The 18,180-nt window shown below is 69.5% G+C and carries 16 protein-coding genes; 10 read left to right on the top strand and 6 right to left on the bottom strand.

Features of this window, described 5'->3' with window-relative positions; genetic code table 11:
- From EV648_RS20275 to EV648_RS20285, 3 genes are all read left to right on the top strand, one after another.
- A complete protein-coding gene (locus EV648_RS20275) occupies positions 1-978 on the top strand; it encodes an alpha-ketoacid dehydrogenase subunit beta (RefSeq protein ID WP_132191647.1) in 978 nt (325 codons plus the stop codon).
- Positions 978-2,456: a dihydrolipoamide acetyltransferase family protein gene (locus EV648_RS20280; protein WP_132293785.1), complete on the top strand. Its 1,479-nt coding sequence runs from the start codon at positions 978-980 to the stop codon at positions 2,454-2,456. Before EV648_RS20275 ends, EV648_RS20280 begins: the two co-directional genes overlap by 1 nt.
- A 124-nt stretch (positions 2,457-2,580) precedes the next feature.
- Positions 2,581-3,414, top strand: a complete 834-nt coding sequence (locus EV648_RS20285; protein WP_199234710.1) for a DMT family transporter — start codon at positions 2,581-2,583, stop codon at positions 3,412-3,414.
- Between the two features lie 75 nt (positions 3,415-3,489).
- On the opposite strand, the gene EV648_RS20290 is transcribed toward EV648_RS20285, so the two are convergent.
- A complete protein-coding gene (locus EV648_RS20290) occupies positions 3,490-4,947 on the bottom strand; it encodes a S8 family serine peptidase (protein ID WP_132293788.1) in 1,458 nt (485 codons plus the stop codon).
- 200 nt (positions 4,948-5,147) lie between these two features.
- Positions 5,148-6,044 (bottom strand): SDR family oxidoreductase, encoded by an 897-nt coding sequence (locus tag EV648_RS20295; RefSeq protein WP_132293791.1) that lies wholly within the window; start codon positions 6,042-6,044, stop codon positions 5,148-5,150.
- 191 nt (positions 6,045-6,235) lie between these two features.
- Between EV648_RS20295 and EV648_RS20300 the strand changes: the two genes are divergently transcribed.
- The 4 genes from EV648_RS20300 to EV648_RS20315 all read left to right on the top strand — a co-directional run bounded on the left by EV648_RS20300 (position 6,236) and on the right by EV648_RS20315 (position 10,256).
- A complete protein-coding gene (locus tag EV648_RS20300; protein WP_241995400.1) occupies positions 6,236-7,012 on the top strand; it encodes a GntR family transcriptional regulator in 777 nt (258 codons plus the stop codon).
- Positions 7,009-8,352, top strand: a complete 1,344-nt coding sequence (locus EV648_RS20305) for a nitrate/nitrite transporter (RefSeq protein WP_132293794.1) — start codon at positions 7,009-7,011, stop codon at positions 8,350-8,352. The genes EV648_RS20300 and EV648_RS20305 overlap by 4 nt, the downstream gene beginning before the upstream one ends.
- 102 nt (positions 8,353-8,454) lie before the next feature.
- The gene (locus EV648_RS20310; protein WP_132293797.1) at positions 8,455-9,441 is read left to right on the top strand and encodes an ATP-binding cassette domain-containing protein; all 987 of its coding nucleotides are present in this window, start codon (positions 8,455-8,457) and stop codon (positions 9,439-9,441) included.
- Positions 9,438-10,256 (top strand): ABC transporter permease, encoded by an 819-nt coding sequence (locus EV648_RS20315; RefSeq protein WP_132293800.1) that lies wholly within the window; start codon positions 9,438-9,440, stop codon positions 10,254-10,256. Before EV648_RS20310 ends, EV648_RS20315 begins: the two co-directional genes overlap by 4 nt.
- Before the next feature lie 41 nt (positions 10,257-10,297).
- Here the strand turns inward: EV648_RS20315 and EV648_RS20320 are convergent, their stop codons facing one another.
- A complete protein-coding gene (locus EV648_RS20320; protein WP_132293803.1) occupies positions 10,298-10,510 on the bottom strand; it encodes a lipase family protein in 213 nt (70 codons plus the stop codon).
- 166 nt (positions 10,511-10,676) lie between these two features.
- Between EV648_RS20320 and EV648_RS20325 the strand changes: the two genes are divergently transcribed.
- Positions 10,677-11,303: a TetR/AcrR family transcriptional regulator gene (locus EV648_RS20325; RefSeq protein ID WP_132293806.1), complete on the top strand. Its 627-nt coding sequence runs from the start codon at positions 10,677-10,679 to the stop codon at positions 11,301-11,303.
- Here the strand turns inward: EV648_RS20325 and EV648_RS20330 are convergent.
- Positions 11,300-14,629, bottom strand: coding sequence for a BTAD domain-containing putative transcriptional regulator (locus EV648_RS20330; protein ID WP_132293809.1), 3,330 nt, complete (start codon positions 14,627-14,629; stop codon positions 11,300-11,302). The two genes, EV648_RS20325 and EV648_RS20330, sit on opposite strands and share 4 nt — an antisense overlap.
- A gap of 95 nt (positions 14,630-14,724) precedes the next feature.
- Here EV648_RS20330 and EV648_RS20335 point away from each other — a divergent pair, with 95 nt between their 5' ends.
- Both EV648_RS20335 and EV648_RS20340 read left to right on the top strand, forming a co-directional pair.
- Positions 14,725-16,071: a serine hydrolase gene (locus tag EV648_RS20335; protein WP_132293812.1), complete on the top strand. Its 1,347-nt coding sequence runs from the start codon at positions 14,725-14,727 to the stop codon at positions 16,069-16,071.
- A gap of 253 nt (positions 16,072-16,324) precedes the next feature.
- Positions 16,325-16,969, top strand: coding sequence for an NYN domain-containing protein (locus EV648_RS20340; RefSeq protein ID WP_158294028.1), 645 nt, complete (start codon positions 16,325-16,327; stop codon positions 16,967-16,969).
- A 35-nt stretch (positions 16,970-17,004) separates the two neighbouring features.
- Here EV648_RS20340 and EV648_RS20345 read toward each other — a convergent pair whose 3' ends face one another.
- Together EV648_RS20345 and EV648_RS20350 are read right to left on the bottom strand one after the other, a co-directional pair.
- Positions 17,005-17,517 carry a DinB family protein gene (locus tag EV648_RS20345; RefSeq protein WP_132293818.1) on the bottom strand — a complete coding sequence of 171 codons (513 nt, stop codon included), beginning with the start codon at positions 17,515-17,517 and terminating at the stop codon, positions 17,005-17,007.
- The gene (locus EV648_RS20350) at positions 17,514-18,056 is read right to left on the bottom strand and encodes a DinB family protein (protein ID WP_132293821.1); all 543 of its coding nucleotides are present in this window, start codon (positions 18,054-18,056) and stop codon (positions 17,514-17,516) included. The genes EV648_RS20345 and EV648_RS20350 overlap by 4 nt, the downstream gene beginning before the upstream one ends.
- Positions 18,057-18,180: the final 124 nt, after the last annotated feature.

The following is an 18,180-nucleotide window of genomic DNA, read 5'->3' on the forward strand; positions in this document are numbered from 1 at the left end:
ATGGCGAAGATCAGCCTCGGCAAGGGCATCAACATGGGCCTGCGCGCAGCGATGGAGAACGACCCCAAGGTCCTGATCATGGGTGAGGACATCGGCAAGCTCGGCGGCGTCTTCCGGGTCACCGAGGGTCTGCAGAAGGACTTCGGCGAGGACCGGGTGATCGACACCCCGCTGGCCGAGTCCGGCATCATCGGCACCGCCGTCGGCCTCGCGCTGCGCGGCTACCGCCCGGTCTGCGAGATCCAGTTCGACGGGTTCGTCTTCCCGGCGTACGACCAGATCATCAACCAGGTCGCCAAGATGCACTACCGGTCGATGGGCAAGCTGAAGATGCCGATCGTGATCCGGATCCCGTTCGGCGGCGGCATCGGCGCGGTCGAGCACCACTCGGAGTCCCCGGAGACGCTGTTCGCGCACGTGGCCGGCCTCAAGGTGGTCGCCTGTGGCGACCCGGTCGACGCGTACTGGATGATCCAGCAGGCGATCGCCTCCGATGACCCGGTGGTGTTCTTCGAGCCGAAGCGCCGGTACCACGAGAAGGCGGAGCTGGACGAGAGCGCGGGCGCGACGTACCCGCTGTACAAGGCGAAGGTGGTCCGCGAGGGCACCGACGCCACGCTGTTCTGCTACGGCCCCATGGTGAAGACCTGCCTGCAGGCGGCCGAGGCCGCGCTCGAGGACGGCCGCAACCTGGAGGTCGTCGACCTGCGCACGATCGCGCCGCTGGACCTGGCGACGATCTTCGAGTCGGTGAAGAAGACGCGCCGGGCGGTTGTCGTGCACGAGGCGCCGCTGTCCCTCGGCACCGGCTCCGAGCTCGCCGCCCGGGTCACCGAGGAGTGCTTCTACCACCTGGAAGCGCCCGTACTGCGGGTCGCCGGGTTCGACACCCCCTACCCGCCCTCGCGGATGGAGGAGGAGTACCTGCCCGACCTGGACCGGGTGCTCGAGGGTGTCGACCGCGTGATGGAGTACTGATGGGCATCCAGCAGTTCCGCCTCCCCGACGTGGGAGAGGGCCTGGTCGAGGCAGAGATCGTCAGCTGGAAGGTCAAGGCCGGTGACACGGTCAAGCTGAACGACACGATCGTCGAGATCGAGACCGCCAAGTCGCTGGTCGAGCTGCCGGTGCCGTTCGCCGGCGTGGTCACCGAGCTTCTGGTGCCCGAGGGCGAGACGGTCCCGGTCGGTACGCCGATCATCTCCGTGCAGACGGGTGAGGCCGCACCGGGCGACCTGGCCCCGCCGGTCGGCGAGGGCACCGTCAACGAGGACATGATCCCCGTGATCCCCGACTCCGACGGCGAGGAGATCGAGGCCGGCAAGATCGGGGGCGCCGCCCCCGGCGGCCGTACGGCGGTCCTGGTCGGCTACGGCCCGAAGACCACCGAAGCCAAGCGCCGCCCCCGCAAGGGCGCGGGCACACCGGCTCCCGTGGAGGCTGCTCCCGCGCCGGTCGCTCCCGCACAGAGTGCGCCCGCCCACTCGCCCTCGACGGCAGACGATGCGCAACTCGCCCGGCAAGCTCTCGTTGCTGAAGGCAACGAGGCTGGGGGATCGCTGCACGTGCTGGCGAAGCCGCCGGTGCGGAAGCTGGCCAAGGATCTGGGCATCGACCTGGCGTCGGTGACCGCGACCGGGCCGGGCGGGATCATCACCCGGGCCGACGTCGAAGGGCACGCGGCGGGTGCGGCAGGCTCGGCGCCGGCCGCGGCTCCCGCAGCTGTTGCGGCGCCGGTTGCCGCTCCGGTGGCGGGGCAGCTGGAGACCCGGATCCCGGTCAAGGGTGTGCAGAAGGTGATGGCCCAGGCGATGGTGAACAGTGCGTTCACCGCGCCGCACGTCACCGAGTGGATCACCGTCGACGTCAGCGCCACGATGGAACTCGTCGAGCGGCTGAAGAGCGACAAGGCGTTCCGCGACCTGCGCGTCTCGCCCCTGCTGATCGTGGCGAAGGCGGTCACGCTGGCGGCCCGCCGTACGCCGATCATCAACGCGGCGTGGGACGAGGCGGCCCAGGAGATCGTGCTCAAGCACTCGGTGAACCTCGGCATCGCCGCGGCCACCCCGCGCGGGCTGATCGTGCCGAACATCAAGGGCGCCGACGCGATGACGCTGCCCGAGCTGTGCGCCGCCCTGAACGACCTGGTCGCGGTGGCGCGGGAGGGCAAGACCCAGCCGGCCGACCAGGCGGGCGGTTCGTTCACGATCACCAATGTGGGCGTGTTCGGGGTCGACGCCGGGACGCCGATCATCAACCCGGGCGAGGCCGCGATCCTGGCCTTCGGGGCGGTCCGCAAGCAGCCGTGGGTGGTGGATGACGAGATCGTCCCGCGCTGGATCACCACGCTCGCGCTGTCCTTCGACCACCGCCTGATCGACGGCGAGAAGGGCTCCACCTTCCTCGCCGACGTCGCCGCGATCCTCGAGGACCCGGCCCGTGCCCTGATGTTCTGAGCTGTACCGATGCTCTGAGCTGTACTCCGAGACCCCGGGCGGATCCATCCACCCGGGGTCTCGTCACGTCCGGCGCCGGCTAACTCAGTGGTGATGAGGGACTCTGCCGGGAGAGGGTGGTGGGGTGGCGGTCTTGATAGCGGTGCTCGGGGCGGCCGTTCTGCACGCCGTGTGGAACGCGATGGCCCACGGGGTGCCCGACCGGCTGGCCGGGTTCGCGCTGCTCGGCTTGTCGTCGGGGCTGTGCGGACTGGTCGCCGTCTCCGTGACCGGGCTGCCGCCGGCTAACACCTGGCCGTACATCGTCGCCTCGGTGCTGATCCACCTCGCGTACTACGGCGGCCTGCTCGCGTCGTACCAGCTCGGGCAGTTCAGCCAGGTCTACCCACTGGCCCGCGGTACGTCGCCCTGGGTGGTCGCCGTCATCGCGATCGTCGTGCTGCACCAGGCGCCCGTACCGCTGGAGCTCGCCGGAGTGCTGCTGATCTCGGCCGGGCTGATCGCGCTCGTGTTCATCGGCGGACGACCCTCGCGGCGGCAGACACCCGCACTGCTGGCCGCCTTCGCGACCGGGCTCACCATCGCGGCGTACACGGTGGTCGACGGAGTCGCCGTCCACAAGCTCCCCCTGGCGACGTACATGGGCTGGGTCTTCATGCTGCAGGGGCTGGTCGTGCCGCTCGCGGTGTTCTGCTGGCGCGGGCCGGGCTTCCTGACCCAGGAGCGACGCCACGTGTACGCCGGACTCGGCGGCGGGCTGGTCTCGATGGTCGCGTACGGGCTGGTCCTGTGGGCGCAGCAGCGCGGGACGCTCGCGTCGATCGCGGCCCTGCGGGAGACGAGCATCATCTTCGGGGCGATCATCGGCGCGCTGTTCTTCGGCGAGCGGTTCGGCCCGAAACGCGCCATCGCCGCGGCCATCGTGGTCGCAGGCATCGTGCTGATCAGCACGCAGTAGGGCCCTGGGTAAATAGGAGAAAGGGGGCCCCGGGCGGGGGACCCCCTCTCTCAGTCCTGCGACGCAGGGCCTAGCTCACCAGAAGCGCTTGACCGCGTCGAGGGAGTCGGCGATGCCTTCACCGAAGAACGCGTTGTTCGCCGTGGTGCCGGTGCACCGCGCGTCCGGAGTGGTCGGGCACGCGGTGTCGTCGGCCTGGCGGCGCAGCGCGGACTCCAGGTCGCGCGGGCCCCACCACGGGTGGGTCGACTTCATCAGCGCGGCGATCCCTGTGACGTGCGGCGACGCCATCGACGTACCGCTCATGTTGCCGTAGCCGCCGCCCGGCAGCGTGGACAGGATGCTGCTGCCCGGGGCCGCGACGTCGATCTTGTTCAGGCCGAAGTTGGAGAAGCTGCTCCGCAGCCGAGCCTGGGTGGTGCTGGCCACCGTGATCACGCCGGGGAGCTCGGTCGGCATGTCGAGGCAGTCGTTGTTGATCTGCCGCGGCACCGGGGTGGTGTCGTTCGGGCTGCCGTTGTCCGTGGTCTTGTTGGCCAGGTCGTAGTTCGAGTTGCCGGCCGCCGCGACCGAGAGCACGCCGCGCTTGGTGGCGAAGGCGACCGCCCGGCGGACCGCTTCCTGGACCGCGCCCTGGTCGCCGTTGTCCTTGCACCAGAACTCGAACGGGTCGATGAAGTAGCTGTGGTTGGTCACGTCCATGTGGTGCTCGGCGGCCCAGACGAACCCGCAGATCGAGTACTCCGGGTAGATGAAGCCGTCGTCGTTCACGACCTTCACCGAGGCGATCCGGACGCCCGGGGCGACGCCGACGATGCCGATGCCGTTGCGGGCGGCGGCGATCGTGCCGGCCACGTGGGTGCCGTGCGAGCTGGTGGTCGGCCGCCAGGCGCCGGCGGTGGTGTCCGGCACGCCGTTGTTGACGCAGTTCACCGAGTCCTCGGCGTCGAAGTTCGGCGCCAGGTCCGGGTGCGTGTCGTCCACGCCGCTGTCGTTGACGCCGACGAGGATCCGGCGCGAGCCGTCGGTCACCTTGTGCGCCTGGTCCGCCTTGATCTGGACCATGTCCCACTGGTCGACCTCACGCGGATCCGGCGCCGGGGTGGCCTCGCCCGCGTTGAGCCCCTTGGCCGCGGCGGCCTTCTTGGCGGTGCCGACCGGGCCTTCGCTGACGGGCGCGGTCCGGGTGGCGCCGACCGATTGGATGTCGCGGCCGTTCTTCTCGGCCCGGACGTCGGCGCGGAAGTCCGGGTTGGTCGACTGGGCGATCACGACGCCGAGCTGGTCGTAGGACTGCACGACGGTGCCGCCGGCCGCCGCGATCGCCTTCTCGGCCTTCTTCACGTGGCCGTGGTCGGCGCGGGTGTTGACGACGTAGTTCATCAGCGGGCCGGGCTCGGCCGCGCTTGCGGACGAACCAGCCGGAGAGACGGGTACGGCCTGGGCGGCCGTGACGGTACCGGTCGCGGTGAAGGCTAGAGCCGCCACGGCGAGGCCGGCACTGAGCCGGCGGGTACGGGAGCTTCGGGACAAGTTCTCTCCTCGGGGGCGAATCGCGAGCTGGACGGGAACGCTGCCCGTGACTCTAGGACCCCGCGCCCCTCCCGGAGCCGTTCAACCCCCAACACACGGGAAACCCTGCAGCCGTCACTACCCACGGTCCCTACCGTCACCCTCGGCGACCGGAGTGCGCGGCTGTCTACGCAGGGCGGCGGGGCCTGGGACTTGATCTGTCACCGCAAGGCGGCGGCCTGGGCCTTGATGAAATCGCTGGCAGAGCGTGGGGTGATGCCACGCTGTCGCAGCGGCGAGTCATCCCAGGTGACCCGGATCAGATCCTGGGCGAGCCCGGCGCCGAACACCGCGGACACCGCGTCGTTGGACCGCCTGAAAACCACCAGTCCGATCCGTGCCACCCCGCGAGCCAGATGCTGTCGCTTGATCGTCCGGCCGAGGGCTCGCTCGGCGACGTCGGCCGCCTCGTTGCGGCTGAGGGCCTCCGGGCCGCCGAACTCGATCAGCGCCGGCGGGTCCGCCTCGACCGCGACGGCCGCGAGCAGGGCGGCCACGTCGTCCGTACTCACCCACCTCACCGGGTTCGTGCCCTTGCCGATGATCGACACCTTCCGCGCAGCCAGGTCGAAGCGCCCCAGGGGACCGAGGTGCACCTCCTGGAAGGCGTCCGGCCGGACGATCACCGTCCGCATGGTCGAGGTGGCCAGCCGTCGCTCGACCGCGACTTTCGCGTGCTCCAGCGGAGACCCTTGTCCCTTGCCGGCTCCGGCGTACGAGACGTAGACGAACCGCTCGACCCCGGCCCGCTCGGCGGCATCGACCAGTGCCGTCATCCCGTCTTCGTCGACCTCGCGCATGGTCGGATGACGCGCTCCGGCGAGCCGGCGGGCGATCACCGTCGCGGTCGCGACCACCACAGTCACACCCGCGCAGGCACCCGGCAGACTGATCGGATCGGTGAGGTCGCCCCGCACGATCTCCACGCCGGCTGCCCGCAACCCGCTGTCATCGGTCCCGGCGCGGACCAGACACCGCACGACCTCGCCCCGCCCCCGCAGCAGCGCGACCACGCGCCCGCCCAGCTGCCCGGTCCCACCCACCACCAGAATCGCCATGCTGCCCACCCCCGGCAGCTTCAGAATGATCCCGCCCCACCAGCCCGTCAACGCACCCGGCTGTCCACAGCGGCCCACATCTGTGGACCGGCCTGTGGACAACTTCTCTGAGCTGGGAACAAACGAGCGCTCGAACTGTTGTGGCTAGGATAAATACAACAAAGATACGTGCGGTATAGGTGAGGAGTGCGGTGGATAGCGGGGCGGCCGATGGTGAATCGGCGAGTGTGGGGACGGCGGAAACAGCGCCGGAGGACGTGGGGCCGGCGGGGTTCGAGCTGGGGGATGAGACGACCGAGATCGCTCGGATTGTCGCGGCGGCCGAGCCGGGGGTCGAGAAGATCCCCGCGGCGGAGCGCGTCTACGCCTATGTGAAGGCAGCGATCCTGGACCGGGTCTACCCCGGCGGCGAACTGCTCACCGAAGGTGAGCTCGCTACAGCGGTAGGTGTCTCCCGTACTCCGGTCCGCGAGGCGCTGCTGCGGCTGGAAGAGTCCGGGCTGGTCAAGCTCTACCCGAAGAAGGGCGCGCTGGTCCTGCCGGTGCTGGCCCAGGAGGTCAACGACGTCCTGGAGGCGCGCGAGCTGATCGAGACGCATGCCGCCGCGAAGGTGTGGCCGCGCCGCAAGCAACTGGCCGCCACCCTCGAGCCGCTCGTGCAGGAGATGCGCAAGCACCGCCGGGCGGGCGACGCCAAGAGCTTCCTGGAGGCCGACCGGGCCTTCCACGAGGCGATCGTGGGTGCCGCCGGCAACGAGATCCTCGCCAAGCTCTACAACAGTCTGCGCGACCGGCAGGTCCGGATGGGCGTCCCCGGCATCGAAGTACAGCCGGCCCGGATGGAGCGCTCGATCGGCGCGCACCAGGAGATGATCGACGCTCTCGGCGGGAACAGCGCCAAGCGGTTCCGCGACCTCGTCATCGACCACATCCATGTCGCCGCGACGGATCTGCGGGGCATGCAGTGACCGAACTCCTCTTCCCCCTGGGCGGTCGTCGAGCCTGGGCGGTGTGGGCGACTGCTGTCTTCACCTACCTGGTCACCGTGCTGCACCGCGGCTCCATGAGCGTCGCCGGTCTGCAGGCGGCCGAGCGGTTCGACATCTCCGCCTCGGCGCTGGCGAGCTTCACCGTCGTGCAGTTGACCGTGTACGCCGCGATGCAGGTGCCCGTCGGCATCCTGCTGGACCGGTACGGCTCGAAGCGGCTGTTGATCGCTGCCTCGGTGCTGCTCTTCGCAGCGCAGTCCGCCTTCAGCCTGGTCGACTCCTACCCGGCAGCCCTCGCGGCCCGGGCGGTCCTCGGCGTCGGCGACGCCCTCGTGTTCATCAGCGTGCTCCGGGTGGTGATGTCCTGGTTCCCGGCCCTCCGGCAGCCGGTGATGTCGCAGACCACCGGCATGCTCGGCGGTGTCGGAGCGATCGTGTCGACCGTGCCGATGGCGGCGGCGTTCCACTCGTTCGGCTGGACCGGCACCTTCGCCGGCGCGAGCGTGCTCAGCCTGCTGACCGGTCTCGCCGTGATCTTCCTGCTCAAGGACAGCCCGTACGACGAACCGCTGCACCGGGCGAAGCACTCGCTCACCCACGTACGGCGGAACCTGCGGCGGGCGTGGAAGGAGCCGGGCACCCGGCTCGGGTTGTGGACGCACTTCACCACCAGCTTCGCCGGCGGCACGTTCGGCCTGCTCTGGGGCTACCCGTTCCTCGTAAAGGGGCAGGGCGTGGCACCGACGACCGCGGCGGCGATGCTGATCCTGCCAGTGCTCGCCGGACTGTTCTACGGCCCGCTGGTCGGCCGGTACGCGGCGCGCTTCCCGTTCTACCGCTCGTGGATCGTGCTGGCCGTGATCGGCGGATCCGCGTTCATGTGGACCGTCGTGCTGCTCTGGCCCGGCCGGGCTCCGATGCCGGTCCTGCTCCTGCTGATCGTCGTCCAGGCCGCCGGTGGTCCCGGGTCGATGCTCGGCCTGGACTACGCGCGGACCTTCAACCCGACCACCCGGTTCGGGGCGGCGAACGGGATGGTCAACACCGGTGGCTTCATCGCCATGCTGATCTGTATCGGCATGGTCGGCGTGCTGCTGGACGTCTCCTCCGGCGGCGCGGCGCAGACCCTCACCGACTTCAAGTGGGCGCTGACCTTCCAGTACGTGCTGTGGGCGATCGGCACCGTCCAGATCCTGCGGTACCGCCGCCGGGCCCGGGCGACGCTGGCCCGCTACAACCCGGAGATCTACGAAGCCCTCCGCGCCAACCAGATCGTGCCGCTCAAGGCCGACACCGCAGAGTTCGCAAAGGTGAGCTGAGACAGGCTGACAGCGCCTGGCACGGGCTCTCAGTCCAGTGCCAGGCCGGTGTCAGCGGTGAGGCGCACGGTAGTCCCAGTAACAGTCAGCTGGGAGGAACCGATGTCCACAACGAACCACCTCGCCATCCGGGCCGAGGGTCTGGTCAAGAAATATGGCAGCACCACCGCACTCGACGGCGTCGACCTGAGCGTGCCGACCGGCACCGTGCTCGGCGTGCTCGGACCGAACGGCGCCGGCAAGACCACCGCCGTCCGCATCCTCGGCACGCTGCTGCGTCCGGATGCCGGCCACGCGACCGTCGGCGGGTACGACGTGGTCCGCGAGGCGCCGCGGGTCCGCGAGATCATCGGCCTGACGGGGCAGTACGCGTCCGTCGACGAGGACATGTCCGGCCGCCGCAACCTGGTCATGATCGGCCGCCTGCTCGGCAACAACCGCGAGCAGGCCCGGGCCCGGGCGGACGAACTGCTCGAGCGGTTCGAACTGTCCGACGCCGGCGACCGGATCGCCAAGACGTACTCCGGCGGCATGCGCCGGCGGCTCGACCTCGCCGCCAGCCTGGTCGGCAACCCGAGCATCCTGTACCTCGACGAGCCGACCACCGGGCTCGATCCCCATGCCCGCAACGGGGTCTGGGACACCGTGCGCAACCTGGTCCTCGACGGCACCACCGTGCTGCTGACCACGCAGTACCTGGAGGAGGCCGACGCGCTGGCCGACTCGATCATGGTCTTCGACAAGGGCAAGGTCGTCGCCTCCGGGCGTCCAGCCGAGCTGAAGGCCCAGGCCGGCAAGCAGTCGCTCGACGTCCGTCCGGCCGAGCCGGGGCACCTCGAGCGGGTCGCCGCGATCGTCTCCGAGTCCGTCGGCGTGCGGCCGACCGTCGACGTCGTCAACGCACTCGTCAGCGTGCCGGTCTCCGACGGATCCTCGATGCCGGTGGTGGTCCGCCGGCTCGACGAGGCCGGGATCGCCGTCACCGAACTGTCCCTGCGGCTGCCGAGCCTGGACGAGGTCTTCCTCGCCCTGACCGGACACGCGGCCGAAGAAGAGAGCACCGCAGTACTGGAAGGAGCGGGCCGATGAGCACCGCAACGCTTGAAGCAGCACCCGCGCACGCGGCCCACCGGAGCCGGCCGTTCGCCTGGGCGCAGCAGAGCCTGACCCTGGCCTGGCGCAACATCGTGCGGATCCGGCAGAACCCGGAAGCGCTGGCGGACGTGACGTTCCAGCCGATCATCTTCCTGGTGCTGTTCCTCTTCGTCTTCGGTGGCGCCGTCGCCAACGGCGGCACCTGGCACGACTACCTGCCTTATCTGCTGCCGGGCCTGCTCGTGCAGACGGTGGTCTTCTCCACGATGGGCACCGGCGTCGCGCTGAACGACGACTTCGCGAAGGGAGTGTTCGACCGCTTCCGGAGTCTGCCGATCTCGCGGATCGCGCCGCTGGTCGGCGCCGTGCTCGGGGACGCGGTCCGGTACACGCTGTCGATCGTGATCCTGATGGGCACGGGCTTCGCGCTCGGCTTCCGGTTCGGCAACGGCGTCGGGAACGGCCTGCTGGCCTGCCTGATCGTGCTCGCCTTCGCGCTGTCCCTGTGCTGGATCTGGGTCTGGCTCGGCCTGAAGCTGCGGACCGCGCAGGGGGTGCAGGGCATCGCCTTCCTGGTGATGTTCCCGCTGACCTTCGGCAGCAACGTGTTCGTCCAGACGGACACCCTGCCCGGTTTCCTGCAGGCGTTCGTGAACGTGAACCCGGTGAAGTACCTGGTCGACACGATGCGCGGTCTGATGCTCGGCGGCGACGTGCAGAAGCCGCTGCTGATCACGCTGGCCTGGATGGTCGGACTGGTGGCGGTGTTCGCGCCGCTGGCGATCCGCGCCTACCGGCAGCGCACCTGAGCTACGCAAGACAGTGGGGGCCGAGGAATCATCCTCGGCCCTCACTGTTGGTTGCCCTTGGCATTGAAGATGGTGAGCAGCTCGGGGTACTCGCGGGTCACGCCGATCGCGGCCGCGAGGAACAAGCCGGAGAACGGGCGACCGTCCATCTGCCGCCCGGCCGCCGCCAGGTCGGCCGGAGTACCCCCAGATCCCGACCTTCGTGCGCGCGGACACCCCAGCCCCAGGCGTGGCGAGCGTCGCGCGGATGCCATCCAGTACTGCTCCCGGTCCGGTCTGGTTATGCCGAACGAACGATCACCCGGGATGCCCCGGGCAACGAGTGAAAACCGTTCTTTTCGCGGAAAACACGTCCGTCATGGCGAGTCGGCATGGCTAAGATGACAAGAGTTCAGGCACGGGGTATCGACAAGAGGTGCAATGAGCGAACCCTCCGCACGCCGCTATTCAGGACGCTCGGTCGACGAGTGGAAGGCGGCGCGACGGGAACGTCTGCTGGACGCCGCGCTGGAGCTCTTCGGGACCGAGGGCTACCCCGCGACCTCGGTGGAACGCCTGTGTGCACAGGCGAAAGTGTCGACCCGGCACTTCTACCACGAGTTCCAGAACAAGGAAGCCGTGCTGCTCGCCGTGCATGCCCAGGTGATCGAGCTCGCGGTCCGCAGTACCGGCGAGGCGCTCAGACAGACTGCTGACGCGCACGTCGGAGAGCGGATCGGCGCGGCCGTCGAGGGCTACCTGCGGACCATCATGACGGACCTGCGCCGGGCCCGGATCTCGTTCGTCGAGGTGGTCGGCGCCAGTCCCGCGGTCGAGGAGCAGCGGATCGCCTTCCGCGAGCTGATCATCTCCAGCGTGGGCAGGATCGGCGAGGCCGCGGTCGCGCGGAACGAGATCGCGCCGAAGGACTTCCGCTTCCTCGGGCTCTGCTTCATCGGTGCGGTCAACACCGTCGTCTACGACTGGATGCTGGCCGACCCGCGGCCGCCGGAGAAGGAGGTCCAGACCGCACTCCGCAACCTGGCCGTCTCGCTGATGGTGAACTAGGCCTTGCCCGGTGGCGTCCGCAACGTCCCGCTCGGACCGGAGCCGACTCGGACCGAACCACCGGGCTGGGTCATCCCCGCCGCGGCCCGCGGGTCAGGCAGATCCAGGCGTTTGCGGAGCTCGGCCGTCGCCTCGTCGCGGATCATCGCCGCGCCCTCGCCATACAGGGTCTCGTACCGTTCAGTGCCGAGGCTCGCCCGCAACCGCTCGACCGTGCGCCGGACGTCGGAGTCGGGCACGGTCCGCATGCCCCGCATCGCGGCGGCCAGTCCGAGGATGCGCGCGGCGACCTCGTCGCCTCCGGTCAGCGGCTCGACGTCGGCCACCGCCTCGACGATGCCCGAGGCAAGCGGCATGTCCTCGGTGCTCAGCGCGAGCTCGACCGCCTGCCTGCTGTAGTCGCGCGCCCGCTCCTGGTCGCCGCGAGTCACGCTGACCCGGCTGAGCTGGGAGAGCACCATCGCCTGCCCGTGCGGCGCGACCCGCTCGGCCTGCAGGTCGAGCATCGCGTAGGACTTCTCGGCGAGCTCCATCGCCTCGTCCAGCCGGCCGCTCCGCCGGGCGACCGCACTCAGCCCGATCATCGCGATCCCTTGCCCACCACGGCTTCCGGTCTCCTCGGCCAGTCGCAGCGAGCGGTGCAGGTCGTGCCGCGCGCCGTCGAGGTCACCGAGCTCGGCGCGGCTCAGAGCGCACTGGGCCAGCAGCTGGGACACCCCTTCGGTGGTGCCGAGCTCGCCGATCAGCCGCAACGCCTCGGTCAGCGACGCCAGCGCGCCATCGTGGTCGCCCCTGCTGCTCTGGTAGCTGGCGAGGCCGCGCAGCGCCAGCGAGATCCCCCAGCGGTCGCCGATGGTGCGGAACCCGTCCAGCGCGACGGCCAGGTCTGCGGCCATCTGCTCGACGTCGCCCTCGTTCTCGCGGAACATCGCCGACATCATCACGGCCATGTACCGGGTCCACGGGTCGGGATGCTCGCGAGCCTCGTCCAGCTCACGAAACGAACCGGCCCGGTCCCGGCGGACCGCGGCCCAGACGGCGTTGGTGAACCGGCCGACACCGGACTCGGCGACCCGGCGGTGCCGCCGGCTGAGCATCCGGACCGAGGCGAGCCCGCGGACGGCCTGGGCGAACGACGCCGACGGGTCCTCGCCGTTTGACAAGGTACCGAGCGAGTACAACATCAGCGTGGTCGCGCGCTGCAGCGGATCGGACTGCCCGGGCACGGCCAGTGCCGCTTCGAACCAGCTGACCGCCTCCGCCGGCCGGCCGCGCATGTTCCAGTACTCGCCGAGCACCGACACGAGCTTCAGCGCGGTCGCGGCGTCGCCGAGGTCGACCGACGACCGCAACGCGTCCAGCAGGTTCTCGTTGTCCGCGTCGAGCCTGGCGATCCACTGCAACTGCTCGCCGGTCCGCAGCTTGGGGCGTGCCTGCTGGAGCAGCCCGCCGAAGTACTCGGTGTGGGCCTCGCGGACCTGGTCGTACTCCCCGGAGGCGGCAAGCTGTTCGGCGCTGTACGCCTTCACGGTCTCGAGCATGCGGTAACGGACCGACCGGTCGTCGGCCGCTGCCTCGACGAGCGACTTGTCCACCAGGGAGGCCAGCACGCCGAGCACGGCCTCGGGTGGCAGTCCCGGACCGCTGCAGATGCGTTCGGCAGCTTCGAGAGTCGCACCGCCGGAGAAGAGCGAGAGCCGGCGGGCGACGGCCTGCTCGTCGGGATCGAGGAGCTCCCAGCTCCACTCCACGACCGCTCGCAGTGTCTGGTGTCGCGGCAGGGCGGTCCGGGAACCGCTGGTCAGCAAGCGGAAACGGTCTGTCAGCCGTTCGACGATCTGCTGCGCTGTGAGGGCCCGCAGACGGGCCGCGGCCAGCTCGATCGCCAGCGGCATGCCGTCGAGCCGGCGGCAGATCTCGGCGATCGCCTGGCGGTTGTTGTCGGTGATCGCGAAGTCCGGCCGTACGGCGCGGGCTCGGTCCACGAACAACTGCACCGAGGGATACGCGTCGTCGAGGCTGTCCACCGGCGGCAGCCCGAGGGGACCGACCTGGTGCAGGTGTTCGCCCGGGATGCTCAGTGGTTCACGGCTGGTGGTCAGCACTCGGAGCCGCGGGCAAGCAGCCAGCAACGAGTCGACGAGGTCGGCGACCTCCTGGACCAGGTGCTCGCAGTTGTCGAGCATGAGCAGCATGCGCCGGTCGGCGATCACCTCGACCAGCCGCTCGGTCGCCGCTCGCCGGGTCGGCAGCTTCGGCGCCAGGGTGGTCTGCAGGCTCTCGACGTACTCGCTGGCGCCCAGGGCGGTCAGCAGGGTCGGGGCGACATCGGCCGCGTCACCGAGTGGGGCCAGCTCGATGAACCAGATCCCGTCGCCGGTCTGGTCCACCAGCGTCCGCCCGGTCTCGGTCGCGAGTCTCGTCTTGCCGGCGCCACCCGGGCCGACCATGGTGACGAGCCGGGTGCCGTTGCCGAGCAGCCGGGTCAGCTCGGTCACGTCGTCCGCCCGGCCCACGAAACTGGTCATCGGCGCGCGCAGGTTGCTCCGCGGTACGGGCTCAGGAGCAGCCGGTACTACGGACGCCGTGGCGGCCGGATCGATCGAGTCGCCGCGCAGTACCGCCACATGGAGCTCGCGCAGCCTGGTCCCGGGATCCGCGCCGAGCTCGTCAGCCAGGGTGGCCCGCACCCGCTCGTACGCCGCGAGGGCCTCCGCCTGGCGGCCATCGGCATACAGGGCTCTGATCAGGAGTTCGTGCAAGCGTTCGCGGAGGGGATGGGCGACGCTGAGCCGCTCGAGCTCGGCGATCACGTCGCGCGAGTGGCCGCTCGCCACGGCCGCCTCGGCGAGGTCCTCGCCGGCGCCGAGACGCAGCTCGCTCAGCCGATCCGCCTCGATCGCGGCGAACGGGAGGTCCCGCAGATCGGTCAGGGCGTCGCCGCGCCAGAGCCGCTCAGCCTGGGTCAGGAGTGCCCGCGCCTGCGCCGGATCCGTGACGAGGAGCTGCCGGCCACGGCGTACCAGGTCTTCGAACTGCAGGGCGTCGACGGACTCCGGCGAGATGGTCAGCGTGTAGCCGGCCGGGCCGGACTGGACGGAGATGCTCGACTCAGTGGCGGGGAGACCGGCCCGCAGGCGTGAGACCAGCGACTGCAGCGCGTTCGCGCTCGGCGCCTCGGTGCCCCACAGACCGTCGATCAGGGTCTCGAGCCCGACCGGCCGGCCCGCGCTGAGCGCCAGGCGCGCCAGCAGTCCACGCAGCCGGACTCCGCGGACGTCCAGCGGAGAACCGTCGGCCGCCCACATCGCGAGTGGACCGAGCACCGCTATGCGCACTCCTCCAGCCTCCCACACGACCCCGCTCAAACCCCTGTCGTTTGTCACCTGCGGTGGTCCTCGGCATGGCTTACTGTCGGCTGGTGACCGAGATCTCCGCTCAGACCAGTTCCGCGCTCAGCCGGATCCTCGCCGAACGACAGACCAAGGGGCGGGTGCCCGGCATCGTGGGCGCCGTCGCCCGGGCCGGTGCGCTGGCCTGGTCCGACGGGGTGGGATCGGCCGACCTGGCCGCCCCCGGGATGGCGCCGACCGCCGATACCCAGTACCTGATCGCCTCGCACAGCAAGACCTTCACCGCGGTCGCGATCATGGCGCTGCGCGACGAGGGCAAGCTCAGCCTGGACGACACGATCGAGCAGTTCATCCCGGAGAGCAAACACGAGGGCATCACCCTCCGGCAGATGCTCAGTCACATCAGCGGCATGCAGCGCGAACCCGTCGGCGACGTCTGGGACCAGATGACGTTCCCGGACCGCCGCGAACTCGTCAGCGGCTGGAACGGGGCCGAGCGGATCGGCAAGCCGCACCACCGGTTCCACTACTCGAACCTGGTCTACTCGATGCTCGGCGAGATCGTCGCCCGGCTCGACGGACGGTCGTGGTACGAGTCGATCCAGGCCCGGATCCTCCAACCGCTCGAGCTGACCCGGACCACGGTCGGCATGGACGGCGGTCCCGCCGCCAAGGGGTACTACGTGCCGCCGTTCTCCGACGTACCGGTCGACGAGCCGCTGATCGACATCGGCGCGATGGACGCCTGCGGCGGGCTGGCCAGTACTGCGAACGACCTCGCCAAATGGATGATGTTCATCGCCGACCCGGTCGCGGAGGTGCTCTCCAAGGACACCGTCGAGGAGATGTGCCAGCCGCAGATCATGGCCGACGTGGACCGCTGGCAACTCGGCATCGGCCTCGGGTTCATGCTGTTCCGCCGCGGCGAGCGGGTCTTCGTCGGCCACACCGGCGGCATGCCCGGCCACATCACCGGCAGCTTCGTGCACCGCCCCTCCGGCACCGCCGGCATCACGCTGATGAACACCACCTCGGCGCCCGACCCCGCCGCGATCGCCACCGACCTGCTGATCAAGGTCCTCGAGGACGACCCCGAACCGCCGACCGCCTGGACCCCCGGCACCGAGGTCCCCGCCGACCTGGCCGGCGTCCTGGGCACCTGGTTCTCCGAAGGCAGCCCGTTCACCTTCTCGGTCAAGAACGGCACCCTCCAGGCCACCGCCCAAGGCGCCCCCGACTGGAAGCCGCCCGCCGTCTTCGAGAAGGTCTCCGAAGACGTCTACCGCACGATCTCCGGCCGGGAAACCGGCGAACTCCTCCGCATCACCCGAGACGCCACCAACACCCCCACCACCCTCCACTGGGCCACCTACCTCTGCACCCGAGCCCCCCTCGCCTTCGGCGAATGGCTCTGACTTGCTGAGGGCGTAGACCGGTCGCTACGTTGAGCACAACCGTCGGTCGCCCAGGCGATTGAGCGCGAGGCCCCACTCCGGTGGGGCCTCTCCCTTTCCACGGTGTCGGGAGATGAGGCGTTCGCGAACGCCCAAACCGGTACGCACAAAAAAACGACCCCCGCGAGGGGGTCGTTCTAGCCGGGCGTACCGGCATGGGACAACTACGGTACCACGCCGCTCGTACGCGCATTCGCGAACAGGAGAGCACGGCGTGGGCACGGTCGCCGCGTATATCGACGGTTTCAACCTCTACTACGGAATGAAGAGCAAGTACGAGCGCAAATACCTGTGGCTCGACCTGATCAAGCTCGTCCGGCACCTCAGGCCGGAAGACGATGTGGTCAGGGTCCGGTACTTCACCACCATCGTCCGCGGCGAGCCGGCGGCGTCGGCGAATCAGATCAACTATGTCGACGCGCTGCGAGCGTACTCCGGTGATCTGCTGGACGTACAGATCGGATGGTTCAAGAAGCGCACTCTGTCGCCTTGCAAGCTCTGCGGTGCTCACTGGCACTGCACCTGCCCGCGAAGGCCGCGGACCTTTGAGGAGAAGGAGACCGATGTGGCGCTGGCAGTCGCCATGGTCGAGGACGCTGCCGCAGGGCTGGCCGACCTGACTCTGTTGATCAGCGCTGATTCGGACTTCGCTCCAGCGGTGGCCGCGATCAAGCGGATCCGGCCCGAGCACCCGGTCATCTTGGCGATGCCCTCCGGCAGTCTGCAGCCGCACAAGCGGTTCTCGGATGTCGGGTTCTTCAGCATCAACGAGACGGCTCTTCGGCAGTCTCAGCTTCCGGAGCGGATCTATGACCCGCTCAACAGCAAGGTGCGGGAGCGGCCGGACAAGTGGAGGTGAGGCGGCCCCTCCGTGGAGAGGCCGCCCCGCTAGTACTACTTGTCGTAACTGGTTTGGCCGTCCAGGAGTTCTCGGATGATGTCTAGGTGGCCTACGTGGCGGGCGGTCTCTTCGATCAGGTGGCAGAGGATGTAGCGGGTTGAGGCTGCGCCTGTGTCGCGGAAGACCGCCTTCTCGACGTCGTCGAGGGAGACGGTGGCGATGATCTCGTTCGAGCGGGCACATTCGGCGTCGTACTCGTCGAGGAGTTGGGCGAGCGGGACGTCGTCGACGAACATCTCGGCGTCGGGGTGGCCGCCTTCGGTCCACGGGGTTTCGCCGTGGTCCGGAGTACCGAGCAGGTTCTGGGTGAACCAGGAGTACTCCACCCAGCGCAGGTGGGAGACCAGCCCCGCCACTGTCATCAGCGGGGAGGTCGGCAGCACCTCGCGGTGGGCGTCGGTCTCGCTGAGGCCTTCGCACTTCATCCGGACGAAGGACCTCTGGAGGTCGAGCCAGCCGGTCAGCTGGGTCCTCTCGTCGCCGGTGAGTGGCGGTCGGCCCGTCACGAGCCCTCCGGTTCGGGCAGGCGGTCGTAGCTGGTGTGGCCGTCCAGGAGTTCTCGGATGATGTCCAGGTGGCCTAGGTGGCGGGCGGTTTCTTCGATCATGTGGCAGAGGACGTAGCGGAGGGAGGCGGCTTCGCCCTTGGTGGCGTAGGGGCCCTGCTCGACGGCGTCCAGGGAGTGGGAGGCGATGATCGCGTTCGACCTCGCGCACTCCTCGTCGTACTCGTCCAGGAGTTGGGCGAGGGGGACGTCGTCGACGAACATCTCGGCGTCGGGGTGGCCGCCCTCGGTCCACGGGGTCTGGCCCGTGTCGGGGGTGCCGAGCATGTTGAGGTGGAACCAGGAGTACTCGTTCCAGCGCAGGTGCGCCACCAGGCCCGCCATCGTCATCAGCGGTGAGGTGGACAGCGTCTTGCGGTGCGCGTCGGCCTCGCTGAGGCCTTCGCACTTCATCCGGACGAAGGACCTCTGCAGGTCCAGCCAGCCGGTCAGTTGGGTCCGCTCGTCAGAGGTCAGCGGCGGACGGTTCACTACGGTCATCACAGCTCCAGAGGTGGTACGGACGCCACCTGGTCAGCCGCGGGCGCGGCGGGCAGGCGGCACGACGGAAGAACTCGACATCGCGCTCACCTCCTCTCGCTCGACCAGAACCCTAGCGCCCGAC

This window comes from Kribbella sp. VKM Ac-2568 (assembly GCF_004345365.1).
GTDB classification, from domain to species: domain Bacteria; phylum Actinomycetota; class Actinomycetes; order Propionibacteriales; family Kribbellaceae; genus Kribbella; species Kribbella orskensis.